The sequence below is a fragment of the Pedobacter sp. AJM genome (assembly GCF_002197755.1).
Lineage (GTDB): Bacteria > Bacteroidota > Bacteroidia > Sphingobacteriales > Sphingobacteriaceae > Pedobacter.
This window is the reverse complement of the sequence record NZ_NHOT01000004.1, coordinates 32,756-49,357: the sequence shown is the minus strand read 5'-3', so window position 1 is coordinate 49,357 and position 16,602 is coordinate 32,756. Positions and strand designations below refer to the sequence as shown.

General features: G+C 37.0%; 13 protein-coding genes and 1 pseudogene. 7 read left to right on the top strand and 7 right to left on the bottom strand.

Annotated elements, in window-relative coordinates:
- Positions 1-106: 106 nt before the first annotated feature.
- Positions 107-403 carry a thioredoxin gene (trxA, locus tag CBW18_RS11135; RefSeq protein WP_088301555.1) on the top strand — a complete coding sequence of 99 codons (297 nt, stop codon included), beginning with the start codon at positions 107-109 and terminating at the stop codon, positions 401-403.
- Here the strand turns inward: trxA and pdeM are convergent, their stop codons facing one another.
- From pdeM to CBW18_RS11115, 4 genes are all read right to left on the bottom strand, one after another.
- Positions 404-1,042 carry a ligase-associated DNA damage response endonuclease PdeM gene (pdeM, locus tag CBW18_RS11130; protein WP_088301417.1) on the bottom strand — a complete coding sequence of 213 codons (639 nt, stop codon included), beginning with the start codon at positions 1,040-1,042 and terminating at the stop codon, positions 404-406. It abuts the gene before it with no gap.
- Positions 1,043-1,124: 82 nt separating this feature from the next.
- Positions 1,125-3,602: a ligase-associated DNA damage response DEXH box helicase gene (locus CBW18_RS11125; RefSeq protein ID WP_088301416.1), complete on the bottom strand. Its 2,478-nt coding sequence runs from the start codon at positions 3,600-3,602 to the stop codon at positions 1,125-1,127.
- Positions 3,603-3,650: 48 nt separating this feature from the next.
- Positions 3,651-5,249, bottom strand: a complete 1,599-nt coding sequence (locus CBW18_RS11120; RefSeq protein ID WP_088301415.1) for an ATP-dependent DNA ligase — start codon at positions 5,247-5,249, stop codon at positions 3,651-3,653.
- Complete coding sequence (locus tag CBW18_RS11115; RefSeq protein ID WP_088301414.1) at positions 5,246-6,301, bottom strand: ligase-associated DNA damage response exonuclease; 1,056 nt, start codon at positions 6,299-6,301, stop codon at positions 5,246-5,248. The genes CBW18_RS11120 and CBW18_RS11115 overlap by 4 nt, the downstream gene beginning before the upstream one ends.
- A gap of 127 nt (positions 6,302-6,428) precedes the next feature.
- On the opposite strand from CBW18_RS11115, the gene CBW18_RS11110 reads away from it, so the two are divergent.
- The 3 genes and pseudogenes from CBW18_RS11110 (at position 6,429) to CBW18_RS21670 (ending at position 7,786) form a co-directional block, all read left to right on the top strand.
- Complete coding sequence (locus CBW18_RS11110; protein WP_140418667.1) at positions 6,429-7,064, top strand: SatD family protein; 636 nt, start codon at positions 6,429-6,431, stop codon at positions 7,062-7,064.
- Positions 7,064-7,396, top strand: a pseudogene (locus CBW18_RS21675) (DUF3307 domain-containing protein); the annotation flags it as partial. The gene CBW18_RS11110 and the pseudogene CBW18_RS21675, both read left to right, overlap by 1 nt.
- An 84-nt stretch (positions 7,397-7,480) precedes the next feature.
- Complete coding sequence (locus CBW18_RS21670; protein ID WP_253249021.1) at positions 7,481-7,786, top strand: hypothetical protein; 306 nt, start codon at positions 7,481-7,483, stop codon at positions 7,784-7,786.
- Here the strand turns inward: CBW18_RS21670 and CBW18_RS11100 are convergent.
- On the bottom strand, positions 7,783-8,745 hold the full coding sequence (locus CBW18_RS11100) for an alpha/beta hydrolase (RefSeq protein ID WP_088301411.1): 963 nt from the start codon (positions 8,743-8,745) through the stop codon (positions 7,783-7,785). The genes CBW18_RS21670 and CBW18_RS11100 overlap by 4 nt on opposite strands.
- Positions 8,746-8,870: 125 nt before the next feature.
- Between CBW18_RS11100 and CBW18_RS11095 the strand changes: the two genes are divergently transcribed.
- Complete coding sequence (locus CBW18_RS11095) at positions 8,871-9,917, top strand: metallophosphoesterase (protein ID WP_253249015.1); 1,047 nt, start codon at positions 8,871-8,873, stop codon at positions 9,915-9,917.
- Here CBW18_RS11095 and CBW18_RS11090 read toward each other — a convergent pair.
- Positions 9,910-11,034, bottom strand: coding sequence for a sensor histidine kinase KdpD (locus CBW18_RS11090; protein WP_172406501.1), 1,125 nt, complete (start codon positions 11,032-11,034; stop codon positions 9,910-9,912). The two genes, CBW18_RS11095 and CBW18_RS11090, sit on opposite strands and share 8 nt — an antisense overlap.
- 203 nt (positions 11,035-11,237) lie before the next feature.
- Between CBW18_RS11090 and CBW18_RS11085 the strand changes: the two genes are divergently transcribed.
- Complete coding sequence (locus CBW18_RS11085) at positions 11,238-12,710, top strand: glycoside hydrolase family 130 protein (RefSeq protein WP_088301408.1); 1,473 nt, start codon at positions 11,238-11,240, stop codon at positions 12,708-12,710.
- A 66-nt stretch (positions 12,711-12,776) separates the two neighbouring features.
- On the opposite strand, the gene CBW18_RS11080 is transcribed toward CBW18_RS11085, so the two are convergent.
- Entirely contained in the window at positions 12,777-15,068 is a 2,292-nt protein-coding gene (locus CBW18_RS11080; protein WP_088301407.1) for a glycosyltransferase, read from the bottom strand.
- A gap of 132 nt (positions 15,069-15,200) precedes the next feature.
- Between CBW18_RS11080 and CBW18_RS11075 the strand changes: the two genes are divergently transcribed.
- Complete coding sequence (locus CBW18_RS11075; RefSeq protein ID WP_088301406.1) at positions 15,201-15,971, top strand: Ku protein; 771 nt, start codon at positions 15,201-15,203, stop codon at positions 15,969-15,971.
- Positions 15,972-16,602 lie beyond the last annotated feature (631 nt).

Below are 16,602 nucleotides of genomic sequence, written 5' to 3'. Positions count from 1 at the left end.
GTAATCAATATTTACTTACAAAGAGTCAGGCTTTCAAAACCTGACTTTTTTCAGTTAAAACCAAACTTATCATTACTTGTTTCTTAATAACATTAATATTAAAGTTATGGCGAAGTTTTCAGAATTAATAAATGGCGATAAGCCTGTTTTGGTCGATTTTTTTGCCGAATGGTGTGGTCCTTGTAAAATGATGAAACCTATTTTGTCACAATTGAAATCGCAGGTTGGCGATACTGTTTCGATTATCAAAGTGGATATTGATAAGAATCAGGCCGCAGCCGCTGCTTATAGTGTTCAAAGTGTGCCAACATTAATGCTATTCAAAAATGGAAAGCAGGTATGGCGGCAAAGCGGGGTATTACAGGCTTCACAATTGAAACAGATAATTGATACACATGCATAATTATACCTCGACAACGGTATTTGGTGTTACGGCAAAAATTTGTTCATTTGTTTTAGGGTAGATATTGTATAACCCTGTGAAGGTGCTGAAAGCAGGTAATATCGCATAGTCCTTTCCGAAATAAAAACATGGAAATTTTAACCGTTGCTTTGCCTTTCCAACTATGGTAACCCCCGGATGAATATGTCCGCTGATCGGGTATAACTCTTCTTCTGTACATTTCGGTGCATCATGTATAAAACAGAATGGGCCAAGGCAATAACTGGTGTCATGTATCTCAATATTCATGGAAGCATAATCGGCATCAGATAACCTGTCGTGATTTCCTTTTACCAGGAGCAGGTTTATATGTTTATACTGCTGTTGCCATTCCGAAAAATCATCAATATCAGTATTCAAGCCATGATGAAACATATCGCCATTAATCAGCAATGTTTGAGGTTGGTATTTTTGAATCAATAGGCCTAATCTTTGCAAATCATTTTGCGCTATAGTAGATGGTACCTGAACACCGGCTGAACGAAAATGAGCCGACTTACCCAAATGCAAATCGCTAATGGCTAAAAGTTGATGTTTCGGTAAATATAAAGCCCTTTCTTTATCTAATATCAGTTCTTCTCCGTGGCTTGTAATGGTCATTTGTATCTATAAAGTTTTACTATATAAGAAATGTGAATTCTTGGGCTTCAACCCTATAATTCTTCATATAGTCAGGGATAAATTATTTTATTTTCTCTGATTCTGCTTTCATCCGGGCAATGCGATGTTCCAATTCTTCTGAACTCATATTTTCACGTAAACTATCAACCTTTATTGGGAACGAAAGTGGCGTAAAGCTTTTAGGATTGGTGATGATGACCGCTCCGTTTTGAATACGTTCCAAGGCAGCAGCCAATCTGGGTTCTTCTAATTGCTGGTAGAAAACCTCATCGTAAGCCTGGCGCAAAAGTAAATTATGTTTGTCATAATCGCTAAAAACGTTAAAAAACAAACCTGCAGATGACTGGAGGTGTTTATTGGCGACATATTTACCCGGATACCCCTGGAAAACCAGACCAGAAATACAGGCAATATCCCTGAATTTCCTGCGTGCCATTTCGGTTGAATTAATACTTAAAGTAATATCTTCAGTTAAGTTTTTTGGTGAAAACACTTCGTAGGCTATGGATTCGTCCATTGGAATTTCAGTTTCACTGAGCAGTTCAAAACCATAATCATTCATGGCAATAGAAAAACTGATAGGCAATAACTTACTTAAGCGGTAAGCCACTAATGCGGCCAGAACTTCATGGACCAGTCTTCCTTCAAAAGGATAAGCAAAAAGATGGAAACCTTCTTTATTGTTGATCAGTTCAATTAATAACTCATCATTTCTGGGTACATGAGAACGCTTTTCCTGCAATAAAAACAGCGGATAAACAGCATCCAGCTCTTCATCCTGATGCGTTTTATCCAGCGCTTCATTGTATTTCTTTCTTAAAACAGAACCCAAATTTGAAGAAAGTGGCAATCTGCCACCGTTCCAGCTTGGTGAAATGGCATTATGCTGTTTACTGTTTCTCACAATCACCGTCATGTCTTTTACATGCACAAATTCTAAAACGCGGCCTGCCAATCTAAAATTATCGCCTGCTTTTAAACGGGTAACAAAATACTCTTCTACCATGCCGATGTAGCCGCCAGACAGGAATTTTACTTTTAGCATCGCATCACTCACAATAGTGCCGATATGCAGGCGATGCCTCATGGCCAGCTGTCTGCTTTTTACCTTCCAAAGACCATCTTCATCTTTGGTAACCTTTTTGAACTCATTGTAAGCACCTAAACTGTCGCCACCTGAAGTGATAAACTGCATCACCCAGTTCCATTCTTCAGGCAGGATTAATTTAAAAGCATGCGTATTTCTTATTTCTTCATAAATGATTTTATCGTCGAAACCATCGCCAATGGCAAGGGTAACAAGGTATTGTACCAGGGTATCAAAAACCATAATAAAGGGTTCTCTGCTTTCAATATTGTTGGTTTTTGCCGCTTCTTTAATTGCTGCAGCTTCAACCAGTTCAAGCGCATGTGTGGGTAAAAAATAGATTTTTGAAACCTCATGAGGAGAGTGGCCTGAGCGTCCGGCGCGTTGAAGAAACCTGGCTACGCCTTTGGGAGACCCTACCTGCACCACTGTATCAACAGGTTTAAAATCCACACCTAAATCTAAAGATGAAGTTGCAATTACAGCCTTCAGCTGCCCCGTATGTAAAGCATCTTCAATCCAGTTTCTCAGTTCGAAATCTATAGAACCATGATGAATGGCAATCCGGCCTGCCAGCTCAGGTTCTATATTTAACAAATGCTGGTACCACATTTCAGACTGGCCGCGTGTATTGATGAAAATTAAAGTCGTTTTACTTTTTTCAATAATGGGTAAAAGTTTGTAGGCTAGCTTTAAACCCAGGTGACCGGCCCATGGTAAGGTTTCAATATCATCCGGCAGAACAGACTTGATGATAATTTTCTTTTCCAGATCTGCCTTTACTATAATTCTTTTGGCTTCCTCATCGGGTTCTAAAACATCCAATGCCTGTTCTATATTGCCAATCGTTGCGGAAATCCCCCAAACTCTTAAAAACTGATTTTTCTCAATTTTCTGCAGACCTTTTATTCTGGAAACGGCAAGTTCTACCAATACGCCACGTTTACTGCCCAACAGTTCATGCCATTCATCTGCAACAATACATTTTAAGTTTTTAAATAAGGTTGATGAGCCTTTCTGCGCCAATAGCAGGTGTAGGCTTTCAGGTGTAATCAATAAAATCTCAGGCATTGATTTCTTCTGCTGAACTTTCTCGGCTTGTGAAGTATCGCCATTTCTAACTCCAACATGCCAATCTAATTCCAATTCCAGTAAGGTTTCACGCATGGCCCTTGCTAAATCTTTAGCCAGTGAACGTAAAGGTGTAATCCAGATGAGCTGCAAGCGGTCTTTTGCTTTCTTATTACTGGCTTCTGATGCATTTAAAGCTTCAATTACCACAGCAAGAAACAAAGAAAAAGTTTTTCCAAAACCAGTTGGTGCATTTACTAAACCGCTATAGCCATTAAGATAATTTTGCCAGGCATCTTCCTGAAATTGAAAAGGCTTACGCTTATTGGCTTTAAGCCATGCTTTTATCTTTTTATAACCTTTGGTTTTGGTTTGATCCATGTATAATTCTTTATTATTATAAAAGGTTTTGAAAAAACTTATAGGTACCTAACCATTTATAAACGTCGATTCCAGCAGTTGGCGTAAATCTTCCAATGTATTAATTTCTATTGCTTTTTTGTCTTTTCGCCAGCGTAAAATCCTCGGAAACCGAAGTGCCAGGCCAGCTTTATGTCTTTTACTTTCGGCAATGCCCTCAAATGCAATTTCAAAGACAAGTTCAGGTTTTACTGTGCGTACCGGTCCGAATTTTTCTATTGCATTTCTGGTGACAAATGAATTTACTTCTTTTATTTCCTTGTCGGTTAAACCCGAATAAGCTTTGGCAATGGTAACTAAATTTTCTCCGTCGCGAACGGCAAAAGTATAATCGGTAAAGAAATTTGCTCTTCTGCCGCTACCTTTCTGTGCATAAATCATAACAGCATCTACCGTGTAGGGATTAATCTTCCATTTCCACCAGTCGCCACGTTTTCTGCCACTATGATAATGAGAACTCAGTTTTTTAAGCATAATACCTTCACTGTTAATGGAACGCGAGGTTTGCCTTAAATCTGCTAGTTCTTTCCAATTCTTGCACTTGATAACGGGTGAGAGGATAACTGCACTTTCGTCCAGATTTTCAAATAACTGCTCTAAAACGGCTCTTCGCTCACTTAAAGGATGATCGCGAAAATCACGGGTTTCATATTCGAGAATATCATAAACAAAAAAGCCGATTGGTGCATCCTCCAGCTGTTTTTTATTAATTGTTTTACGGTTTAATCGCTGTTGTAGTGTGCTAAAAGATAAAACCTGTTTATCTTGTACGGCCAGAATTTCTCCATCTAGTACAACCCCGTCAGGCAAAACATCAATTAAAAAATGGAGCTCCGGAAATTGTTCTGTTACCAGTTCTTCTCCGCGGCTCCAGATAAAAAGCTCACCATTTCTTTTCACTATTTGCCCACGAATGCCATCCCATTTCCATTCGGCCTGCCATTCAGATAGATCACCTAATTTTTCCGGTTCCTGCTCCAAGGCATAAGCCAGGCAAAAAGGATAAGGCCAGGAATTATCGGTATTGACATGAACACCATTAATCAGCTCATGGAAAGTAATTTCATAAGGATTCCACTTCCCCATAATGCTATGCATGATTTGTGCACTATCTAAACTGCTTTGTTTAGCCAGGGCATTCACCAGCATTTTATTTGAAACACCAATTCTAAAATTTCCTGAAATAAGTTTGTTAAAAATGAAACGTTCCTGGGTTTCCAGATGGTTCCAGGCATTTAAAATAAACCCTTTTTTAGTTTCATCATCTTTGCCTTCCAGATCATGCAGGTCTTCAATCCATTTATGCAATTGAAAATCAGATGTGTTTTCGGCAGGGGGCAGGAGCAGTGCAATGGTTTCACTTAAATCACCAACGTTGGAATAACTTTCTGAAAATAACCATTCAGGTGTTTGTGTGATGTCAATTGCCCAATATTTGAGTAAAGCGGATTTGATCGGGCGCTTAGGTTTTTTACCCGTAAACAAAGCAATTACCCAGATTTTATCTTTATCGTCAGCATAATTAAAGTAATCTACCAATGCAGCAATTTTATCATTGGTTTTATTGCTCAGTTCGAGTTGCTGAATCAGTTTTGAGAAACGTTTCATTCTGACTTTTTATTTTCTGTTTCAACATGATGATTTTCAGCATCGGCCAAATCAACTTTATTTTCTTCGTCATCTTCCTGCCCAAACTTGGTCATTACTTCTTCTGATTCAATCCCTTCGTCATTTAAAAACCGACTAAAAGCAGCAGTGAAGCCATGTGTAACATACACCTTTTCTGCACCAGTTGCAGTAATGGCATCCATTAAGCCCGTCCAATCGGCATGGTCACTCAAGGCAAAACCTGCATCGGCACTTTGCCAGCGTCGATGTGCGCGAACCTGCATCCAGCCTGAACAGATTCCTGTTACAGGATGAGATAAGTTCTTAATCCAGCGGCTATCCCTCATGGCTGGCGGAACAATAACAATTCCTTTTTGCAACTCATCTTTTGTAGTTTCTGGTGTAATTCTAATGGTTTCAGGAAGGTTTACACCAGCATCAATAATTACTTCATTTAAATTCGCAATGCTGTTATGAACATAAATAGGAACGTCGCCCGCAAGGTTTTTGATCAGGCGCTGTGCTTTACCAAGGCTATAGGCAATTAATACACTTGTTTTTTGCTGCTGAATATTATCATTCACCCAGCTTTTAATTCCATTGAAAACCACTTCTTGCTTTTGCCATTTATAAACGGGTAAGCCAAAAGTACTTTCTGATACAAAAGAATGGCATTTAACAGGCTCAAATACATCACTAATGCCATCATCTTCGGTTTTATAATCACCTGATATGACACATATTTCCCCTTTATATTCTAAACGGACCTGAGCAGAACCAATAATATGACCTGCCGGATAGAATGAAATGCTTACACCATTCCGGATGATATTTTCACCATAATTTAGTGTCTCTACATTTAAATCTTCACTGATGCGCCTCTTAATGATTGGTTTGGTTAATGTATGACATAAATAATGTTTATTACCAAAACGAACATGATCGCTATGCCCATGTGTAGTTACGGCATAATCTACAGGCCACCAGGGATCTATATAGAAATCTCCTTGTTTGCAATAAATACCCCTTTTCGTAAATTCGATTAGTGCCATAGTAGGTAAACAATAAATCAGAATTTAAGTTTTGAAACAATATCGGCTAATTGTCCGATAAAATGAAATATCGGGTAATTAGCCGATAAAATGAAATATCGGGTAATTACCCGATAATTTTGTTAAATTGAATAATTTCAAATATCTTAGTATTATGATTTGCATTATAACGGGTGATATTGTAGGTTCCAGAAAAGTGAAGGATAGTTGGTTGTCAAACTTAAAAAGCGCACTGAAAGTGATTGCAGGACAATATAAATGGGAGATTTACCGGGGAGATAGCTTTCAGATAGAAGTTGAACCTGAAAATGCAATCAAAGCAGCAGCTTATTTAAAAGCCTGCATCAGGATTAATAAACCAGCTGATGTTAGAATGGGCATAGGAATTGGTGAGGTTAAAATTAAACGTAAAAAGCTTTCTGAATCAAATGGGGATGTATTTGTGAATTCAGGAATTGCTTTTGATAGCTTAAAACAAGCAAAAGTCAATTTGGCTATCAAAACTGATTTTCCAGGATTTGATGAAGATATTAATGTCATGATTAGGCTTGCCTTAATTGCGATGGATAGCTGGGGAATTGTTGCTGCAGAGATGGTAAAACTTGCATTGGAACATGAAAAACTATTGCAAAGTGAGTTGGCTACACTTTCAGGTAGAACACAATCATCTGTTAGTGAGGCTTTAAAGCGTGCGCATTACGCTGAGTTAATGGATATGGATAAACTGTATCGTAAAAAATTGAATCAAATATTTGCTAACTGATGGACATCTATCTAATTAAGCTCATCCTTGTACATTTAATAGGCGATTTCTTTTTGCAACCAAATTCTTGGGTGAAGGATAAGGCGACTAAAAAACTAAAATCAGGAAAACTATATATACATGTAGCAGTACATATAGCATTGATTTTTTTCGTCTTTTTGAGTTTTAGTATATGGAAGATAGCACTTTCAATAGGATTATTACATTTGTTTATTGATGGAGCGAAAGGTCTTTTCCAGACTCGAAAAAATGCCCGCGCACTATTTTTTATTGATCAGATATTTCATTTTTCATCCATTGTTTTAGTCTGGCATCTTTTTTTCAAAGGACACCTGGATGTGAGTTATCTTCATGATATTAGGTTCTGGATTTTAATTTCCTGTGCTTTGTTTTTAACTATGCCCACTTCCATTATTATGAAAGTAATTATTGCAAAATGGTTACCCGAAAGTGATGATGAAAGCCCTAAATCGTTGCAAAATGCCGGAAAGTATATCGGAATTTTAGAACGATTATTAATTTTTATCTTTATTACAACCAATCATTTTGAAGCAGTAGGATTTTTACTTGCAGCAAAATCCATCTTTCGTTTTGGTGATTTAAAAGAGGCGCATGATTTAAAGTTAACAGAATATGTTTTAATCGGAACCTTATTAAGTTTTGGTATAGCCATTATTGTTGCACTCACCATAAACACCTGGATAGGCCGGCTTCTGCTTTAATTCAAGGGTTTAAACTGTTTGTCTAAAAAGTTAATCATGAGGGTATGAACTTGTTCAAACCAAGGGTTAAATAGCCAAAAAGGATGGGGTGTATCAGGTAATGTATGAATTTCTGAATAGATTCCGAAGGGTTTTATTTTGGCAATTAAATCATCTCTTCCGGCATGAAAGCGTGGTAAAGAACTATTTATAAATAACATGGGGACTGTTTGTTTACCGGCATGATAAAGTGCAGAAGCATTGTGCCATAATTCAGGGGCTTGTTTTAAATCAGCACCAAGCCATATCGCAGCAACAGATTTCCGGTTTGGATCTGTACTGACTTCAGCAGACTCAGGATGGTCAAAAGCCAATACGCCATCTACATCTATTACAGCCTGAACATTACTAGAGTGTTTATTAATTTTTTCCTTTTCAAATTGAGGATCATTATTTGTAGTGCCAATTAAAGCTGCCAGCTGCCCGCCGGCCGAAAATCCTGTTATGGCAATTTTGTTGGTATCGATATTAAACTTTGAAGCATTCGCTTTTATCCATCGAATGGTGTTTTTCAAATCATACACAGCTGCAGGAAACTGTGCATGTGTAGATAACCTGTAATCGGCAGTAATAGAAACATAACCACTTTGGGCGATTTTCTGTGCCAATGGAATGTTTTGGCTGCGATGACCTGATCGCCAGCCTCCGCCAAAAACAAATAATACCGCCGGTAATGGTTTACGGTTGTGTTTTGGATAAATAACATCAAGAGATAAATCACCTGTTGGATATTTAGCGTATACCATGTTACTTTTGATTTTGAAATCACCTTTAACCAATGGTTGTGCTATACTGATGTATGGCCGCTTTTTGTGCTCCTTAAGGTAGGTAGTATATACACTAAAGGAGGTATCTGGCAGGATTTTTTGAGCCTGAGTGCTGGTATAAAAAAATAATAGAAAAATGACAAGGCGTTTCATTCAGGTAAATATATAGAATAGTTAGTCGGGGTTTGATCTTATATTTGATTAATTTTAAACCTTCATGCATAACACGATTAATGCGAAAATTTTTACAGCACTTATTTGGGGATTGGGTAATTCGAATGTCAAACAAATTTGGTTCAAGACCTGATCTTCACCGTATTCATGAAGCTTTAAGTAAGCTTTTTAATACTATAAGTAAGGAGCCCGGAAAACGCGGACTGGTGTTTGAAATTTCGGAAAAAGATAAAATCATTATTTTTTCGGATCAGCATAAGGGGGCGCGTGATGATGCCGACGACTTTACGCTGGCGGAAAAAAACTATCTGCAGGCACTTGAATACTACAATGCCAGTTTTTTCCATTACATCAACCTGGGAGATAGTGAAGAACTTTGGGAGAATTTGCTGGAATCTGTAATTCAGCATCATAAGCAAACCTTTGAAAGAGAAAAATTATTTATTCATCGCAATGCTTTCACAAAGGTTTTTGGAAATCATGACCTCTACTGGGACAATGATCCGTTGGCCGGTTTTAACCTGAATCGCATTTACGGTAAAAAGATTCCGATTTATGAAGGCGTAATTTTAAAGGTAAAGTTACAGCATAAAGTGCTGAATATCTTTCTCACCCATGGTCATCAGGGTGATTTGCAAAGCGATGGGAATTGGTTTAGTAAATGGTTTGTCAGCACTATATGGGCACCACTGCAATCATTCTTAAAAATTAATCCCAATACACCGGCTTATGATAACCAGCTAAAAACCATGCACAACAGCATGATGTATAGCTGGCAGGCAGAACAAAAAGATACGGCACTAATTACTGGCCACACACACCAGCCTGTATTTGCATCGCTTACTCACCTGGAAAGAGTTTATTTAAAACTTAAAAATGCAACTATTGCGCATGATCAACCTGTAATGGATAAATTAAATGAAGAACTAAAAAAAAGAGTAAAAAAAGGAGATGAGGTACCTGAATTTAAAGCATACAAGCCTGGTTATTTCAATAGCGGCTGCTGCTGTTTCAGCGATGGTGATATTACAGGTATCGAAATTGAAAATGGTATGATCCGGTTAATTAAATGGTCTTTTCAAAAATCAGGTGATCCGGAAAGAGTTTTACTGGAAGAAATGAAGCTGGCTGATTTACTGGATGCTATTTAAGGGGCAGTTCTATAAAAAAAGTTGTTCCTTTATCTTTGCCCTCACTTGTTGCCCAGATGCGGCCTTTATGCATATCCACAAACATCCTTGCGGTAATTAATCCCAAACCATTAACATTTTCATGTTGGGTTGGCGCAGAACTTAATCGGGAAAATTTCATAAATAAGCTTTCCAGATCCGATTCATTCAGACCTACGCCATGATCTTTTATGGCAATGGTTACCCTGTTTTCTGCCATTTGATGAGAAATCCGGATTTCGCTATCTGCATAAGAGAATTTAACCGCATTATGAAGCAATTGGAAAAATAGCTCCTGCAGTTTAATCTGATCACCAAAAATTTCTACCGCTGTATCAATATTGATGGTAAATGCCTGGTTTTTATTTTTAGAAATAACATTCAGATCTTTTACGGTTTTAGATAACAATTCGCGGAGATTTATTTTATTTTTCTGCGGTTTGAAAGATCCGGTCTCCCTTCTGGCTGAACTTAGTATCTGGTTTAGATTGTCAACCATCCTTTTAGATTGACTGTTGATTTTTTCTGCGATAGTTATAGTTCTTTCATCTGCACCAGGCATTCTGCTTACCAATTCAGATTGAAGGGATATGGTGGTCATCGGATTTTTCAGGTCGTGGATAAGCACATGCAAGCGATCATCCTGCGCCCTCAGCGTTTTTCTGAAGGCCATCCGCGTTTCCAGTTTTTCTGATATCATCACGGCCAGCCTGTTTAACATGTTCAGTTGGTTTTGAGTAGCAGTTTGAAAATGCTGGCCATGTATAATGATGGCACCCAGATTTTGTCCTTCTGCAGATTTAATCACTGCTCCGGCAAAAAATTGGAATAAAAAAGATTGATCATTGGCATGTACAAATTCCGATGCATTGCCGGTAACCACATCTTCATCCGCTGTTTTAATCAGGTTAAAAAGATATGGATTGATTTCTGGCGCTGCATGCTTACCAATTAAAGCTTTTATGAAAGTACCGTGCTTGTCAAAAAATCCGATAGCGGCATCAGTTACTTCAAAAATCTCAGCGGCCAGTTTTGCAAAGTTGTTAAAGCTTTCTTCAGCAGGTGTATTTAAGATCTCATATTCATATAATTTTTGCATATGCAATTCTTCATTAAAACATATATTTTGATCTGAAACCTGATGTAAATGCATTTAAAGGTATGATTAAAGTGGGTAATGGATTAAAGGTAAAGATTCTCATTAAAAGGATAAATAATATAAACAATTAAGTTGTAACTTTAGTTACTATAGCTAATGTCATCGTAAGATGAACATTATAATTATCAAAACATTATTCAAAAATGAGATTATATATAGAACGTAAGCCCGTTAAGGTTAATCCAGATACGAAACGTGTAATTGCCCGTTTTTTTTTTAACGGAGAAGAAAGAGCACTGGAAGTGATCAGAAAAGTTTTGGAGTTTTCTGATGATAAAGTATTTTCACTCATCTCTCCGATTTTACAGGAGTATTCTAAAAGACACCGTAACATTACGAAAATTTTAAACCGGCATTGTAAAAAGCTGAAAAAGCAATTTGCTGTACTTGGAACGGATATAGAAGACCTTGATCCATATACCAGATTACTTATTGGTGCGTATTTTACGCATGAATATTCTATTGAATCGGCTGCGTTTTTTAATCCAAGTATTGTTGACGATCCCGATCAAACTGATCTTGTAGAAGGAGAGAAAAGGGTGATCATCAGTTTCAGGGCAGTAGGTGAAGGACACATTTCATCTATCGTTTTCCGTCGTGCATTGATTGATAAGAATAATAATATACAGGTTTTGCCGGTAGGCAATTATGTGGATGAGGCAGAGGTAGTGAAGAATGCAATTTATGTAAAGAAACTGTTCTTCAAAAAAGCTGCCTATGCACAGATTGATCCATCTGTTATTGAAGAAATAGAAGCAAAACTAGATGATCGTTTTGAATACACCAGTTTGAGTAATATTATTAAAGATTCAAAAAGCCTGCATAATGAAAATCCCTCGCGCCTGGTAGAATATGATAAAGTGCTATGGTTATCAGATACTTATCATACCATTTCTTTTTCTAAAGATACCGATATATCAGACCGGGTAATTTTTCCAATTTCGGAGTTCGAACGAAAAGGTATTGAAGATGCACGCTTTGTAAAATTTGTTAAAGATGACGGGAAGGTATTATATTATGCCACCTACACTGCTTTTGATGGTTCGCTTATTATACCAAAGTTGGTGCAAACAGAAGATTTCTATGAGTTTAAAGTAATCCCTTTATATGGAGATGGTGCCCAAAATAAAAACCTTGCTCTTTTTCCCCGCAAAATAAATGGAAAATACGTGATGATGAGCAGAATTGATGGATGGAACAATTACCTGATGTTTTCTGATAAGGTAAATGTTTGGGAAAATCCTATTTTGCTGAAACAACCGCGTTACGACTGGGAATTGGTACAGATTGGTAATTGTGGCTCACCAATAGAAACTGAAAAGGGATGGTTGGTAATTACACATGGGGTTGGTCCAATGAGACGGTACTGTATTGGAGTGGTATTGCTGGATCTGGAAGATCCGAGCAAAGAAATCGGGCATTTAAAAGAGCCGCTGATTATTCCAAACAATGATGAACGTGAAGGTTATGTGCCAAATGTAGTGTATTCCTGTGGTTCTATTATAAGCAATGGCGAACTGATAATTCCTTATGGATTATCTGATTACAGTTCGTCTTTTGCCACTGTAAACTTGGAATTGTTGCTAAACAAATTGCTTGAAAACGGGAAGGGATAAATAGGATAAAATACTTTTCTATTATGAAACAAGAAGGGCTGATTCAAATGAATCAGCCCTTCTTTATTATTTTGAATTTTGATGTTTTACAAACTCTTCTTCTTCTTCAAATAGCGAAGGAGAAAGCGTTTCATATTCAGCCTCTGCCGCTTTCAAAACGGTAAGATGAGAAACAAAATAGGCTAATGTACTTTCAGCACCCTGATTTCTGTTTACACTATTAAACTGTAAGCCATCCGCACAGCCATGTGTTTCAAAATCATATAAAGGAATGTGCATACTGTTTTTGCCTAAAAACCACTCATAACTGGTATACATTAAACTCAGGTATTTACTGTCTTTGGTAATTTCATAAGTTTTACCGTAAAGCAGTACCATTGCCATGGTTTCAATGGCTTGCTGGTCATAAATTGGATTTTTTCCATGCTTCCTCATCCAGCCCGCATTTCCAACAGGGTTTAAATAACCATTTTCAAAAGAAAAACTATTCAGGAAATTAATGCTTTCCATCGCTATCTGGTAAGATTCATTGTCGCCGGTTGCTTCATAGTGATGTAATAATGCCAGAGGTAAAATCGCATTATCGTAAGTCAGTATATCTTCAAACCAATGCCAGTCTCCATCTTTATTGGCTTGATAAGATAGCTTCAAACTTTCTGCCAGCTGGTTTCCCTCATTTATAATCGGTTTATCGCCGGGATGCGCAAGTAAATAATAGGAAATTCCGATGAGTGTATTTGCCATCCCACGCAAATGCTTTAAGCCTTTAAAATGAGGTACTGCATTAAAGAAAAGTTCTCTTCCAAACTCGCGGTACGAGTTATTAGGCGCAACACCAATTAAATAACCTAAAGACCATATTGTTCGGCCGAAAGCATCTTCAGAACCAATTTCGTCCAGATAATTGCGGTTAAAACTTAAGAAATTTCTAAAGTTTCCATCTTCTGTATGCATGTATTGAATAAAGCTCAGGTAAACAGGCATCAACTTTAATGCTGCCTGATTTTTATTTTGCTCATAAGCCATTAAAGCCATAATTAAGGCTCTGGCATTATCATCAATGCAATAACCTTCTTTCAGATTCGGAATGCCAAAACGTGCATGTTGAATAATTCCGGTATCATCTGTAAGCAAGCTAATATGACTCAAGTTGAGTGCCGGCATGCTTTCCACATCTATAATAGGAGGGGTTACCCTTTCAGGTTTTTCTCCGTCTGCTATGGCTTGCTGTAAAGTAGAAAGATATACATTGCCTATTGCTGGCCATCTTAGTTTTAAGCCATATTGATAAGCATTTGATTTAAGCTCCTGATGTTTAGCTTCATCTGATAGCAATTCATTTACAATGTTGACCAGGGCCTTATCGTTTTTAAAATCAAATAATTTGCCCCGGTTATCTGCCAGTAATTCTTCTGCATGCCAATATGGTGTAGAAACAACAGCAGCACCTGCACCAACAGCATATGATAATGTACCACTTGTAATTTGTGCTTCATTTAAATAAGGCGTTATATATAAATAACAAGCCGTTAAATATTGGTGAAGTTCATTTTCAGATACAAACTTATTGACGAAGGCAATATTATTTTCTACGCCTAAATCTTTAGCCAGTGCTTTTAAACTATCACGATATTCTTCACCGTTATGTCTAACAACTCCGGGATGTGTATTGCCCAGAATCACATATAAAACATCCGGATGTTGCGAAACAATGCTTGGTAAGGCTTTAATCACTGTTTCCAGGCCTTTGTTGCGGCTAATCAGCCCGAATGTAAACAGTACTTTTCTATTTTTAAACAATTCGCTTCGCGAAATTTCATTGTTCGCAATAGGTTCCAGGTTAGGAACACCATGTTCTATTAATTTGATAGAGGTTGAAGGAATTTGGTAAATGCTGGTTAAAAATAACACCGCTTTTTTACTCATTACCACAATTTTTGACGATTTTAATGCAATTTCCTTAATGATGGTCTGTTGCATAAAATTTGGTTCCTTTAACACCGTATGCAAAATGGTAATAAAAGGTTTTTTGAGCTTATTAATGAGCGAAAGCAAAAAAACGCCGCTATTGCCACCATAAATTCCAAACTCATGTTCAATGATACAAGTATCTACATCACTATCATTAATAAAATTAGCAGCTTCAATATAATCCTGCTGATTCTGTTGCCTGATGATGAATTTTACTTCTGAAGGATAAGCATGTTCATTAAGATCATCAGATTCGTTCATCGCAATAACAAAACTTTTATCTGCCTGGTAAGATGGATTGATACTTAACGCATTGATTAAATTGTAATTGAACGTAGCTAGACCGCATTCGCGAGGAGGATAAGTTGAAATATATGCGATTTTCATATTAATATATAAGTTAATGTCCTATTATAACGCACGGATAGCTAAAATGGTTTTGGTTCGGTATCATTTATGAAATTTTGAAACAAACAATATCAATTAAGGGCTTGTTAGTCTGGATAAATAAATGACATAATGAGATCAATTTGGAAAGGCTCAATAGGATTTGGTTTGGTTAATATACCCGTTAAATTATTCTCGGGTGTACAAACTACCCATTTGGATTTGGATATGCTTGATGAACGTGACCACGAAAAAATCCGTTATCAGCGTGTAAATGATAAAACGCACAAAGAGGTACCGTATGAAAAGATTGTAAAGGGGTATTTTCTTAAGGATAAATATATTATTCTGGAAAAACATGATTTTGAAGAAGCTGCACCTGAAAAAACCAAAATTATCGAACTGGAGAACTTTGTTGATATTAAAGACATTAATCCCATTTACTATGAAACCTCTTATTATACCGAACCAGAAAAACAGGGTAAAAAGGCCTATGCATTATTACTGAAAGCACTCCAGAAATCAGGAAAAGCAGGTGTAGCCAGGTTTGTATTAAGAAATACCGAAAATCTTTGTGTTATACATCCAATAGAGAATGTTATTATTATCACGAAGATCAGGTTTGAACAGGAAATCAGGAGCTTAGATGAGATCAATAAGGCAGATGATATTACCATAAACAAAAAAGAGATGGATGTTGGTTTGGCGCTGATCAAACAATACAGTTCTAAATTTGACCTGAGCTCATTTAAAGATGATTACAGCAATGAACTGCTTAAAATTATAAAAGCCAAGGCAAAAGGCAAGCGGGCAACAGTGAAAAAAATGAAGCCACAAAAGGCATCAAGTGATGATTTGTATGATCAGTTAATGCAAAGCCTCGGATCTAAAAAAGGTGCTTAACATTTATAGATGATGTGACTAGTCTTGAAAATTTGATACAGGATTAATAATTAAATAAAATTACAATTTAAATAGTAGTCAGTTCATTCTGGCTGCTATTTTTTCATTTATAAGTCCTGATTTTGATTTTACTCTTTCTGTGCATATATTTAGGTGTATTCATTAAACATGCATGGTGTGGCCTAATATTATTGTAAATATTAATGCTTTCAGAAACTATTTTTTCATCTCGGAGAGTTTGACCCCTTCTCTTATTGTAAGTAACTCTTGCTTTGGAATTCCATTACACGCTCAGCCACAGGTCCTTGTGTTTGCGAAACCTATGGTGAGAATTTTGTGGTAATATGGTAACTGCGCTTTGGTTTAACTAATAAATGATTCGCTTTTAATATCTGAAAGAGATTATCTCTTCAAACCGATAGGGGTTCAAGTGATTCTTTCAATATATGATAAAGTTTCTTGGTTCCAATGCGGGGCATTTTCATGCGCACACATCCATCACCAGTTTTATAATCTTTGCAGATAAATCCTGTTTCTTAGCCCTTCTCTTCTTACTCCGGGAATAGACTACTAACCCCAAACAACCCACAGATAGCACTTAAGCTTTCCTTGTAGGTTTTTTGGTATTGTT

Excerpts from the sequence above, each read along its gene's own strand:
- trxA (WP_088301555.1), top strand. The coding sequence starts at position 107 with ATGGCGAAGTTTTCAGAATTAATAAATGGCGATAAGCCTGTTTTGGTC.
- pdeM (WP_088301417.1), bottom strand. The coding sequence starts at position 1,042 with ATGACCATTACAAGCCACGGAGAAGAACTGATATTAGATAAAGAAAGG.
- CBW18_RS11125 (WP_088301416.1), bottom strand. The coding sequence starts at position 3,602 with ATGGATCAAACCAAAACCAAAGGTTATAAAAAGATAAAAGCATGGCTT.
- CBW18_RS11120 (WP_088301415.1), bottom strand. The coding sequence starts at position 5,249 with ATGAAACGTTTCTCAAAACTGATTCAGCAACTCGAACTGAGCAATAAA.
- CBW18_RS11115 (WP_088301414.1), bottom strand. The coding sequence starts at position 6,301 with ATGGCACTAATCGAATTTACGAAAAGGGGTATTTATTGCAAACAAGGA.
- CBW18_RS21670 (WP_253249021.1), top strand. The coding sequence starts at position 7,481 with ATGAAAGTAATTATTGCAAAATGGTTACCCGAAAGTGATGATGAAAGC.
- CBW18_RS11100 (WP_088301411.1), bottom strand. The coding sequence starts at position 8,745 with ATGAAACGCCTTGTCATTTTTCTATTATTTTTTTATACCAGCACTCAG.
- CBW18_RS11095 (WP_253249015.1), top strand. The coding sequence starts at position 8,871 with ATGTCAAACAAATTTGGTTCAAGACCTGATCTTCACCGTATTCATGAA.
- CBW18_RS11090 (WP_172406501.1), bottom strand. The coding sequence starts at position 11,034 with ATGCAAAAATTATATGAATATGAGATCTTAAATACACCTGCTGAAGAA.
- CBW18_RS11085 (WP_088301408.1), top strand. The coding sequence starts at position 11,238 with ATGAGATTATATATAGAACGTAAGCCCGTTAAGGTTAATCCAGATACG.
- CBW18_RS11080 (WP_088301407.1), bottom strand. The coding sequence starts at position 15,068 with ATGAAAATCGCATATATTTCAACTTATCCTCCTCGCGAATGCGGTCTA.
- CBW18_RS11075 (WP_088301406.1), top strand. The coding sequence starts at position 15,201 with ATGAGATCAATTTGGAAAGGCTCAATAGGATTTGGTTTGGTTAATATA.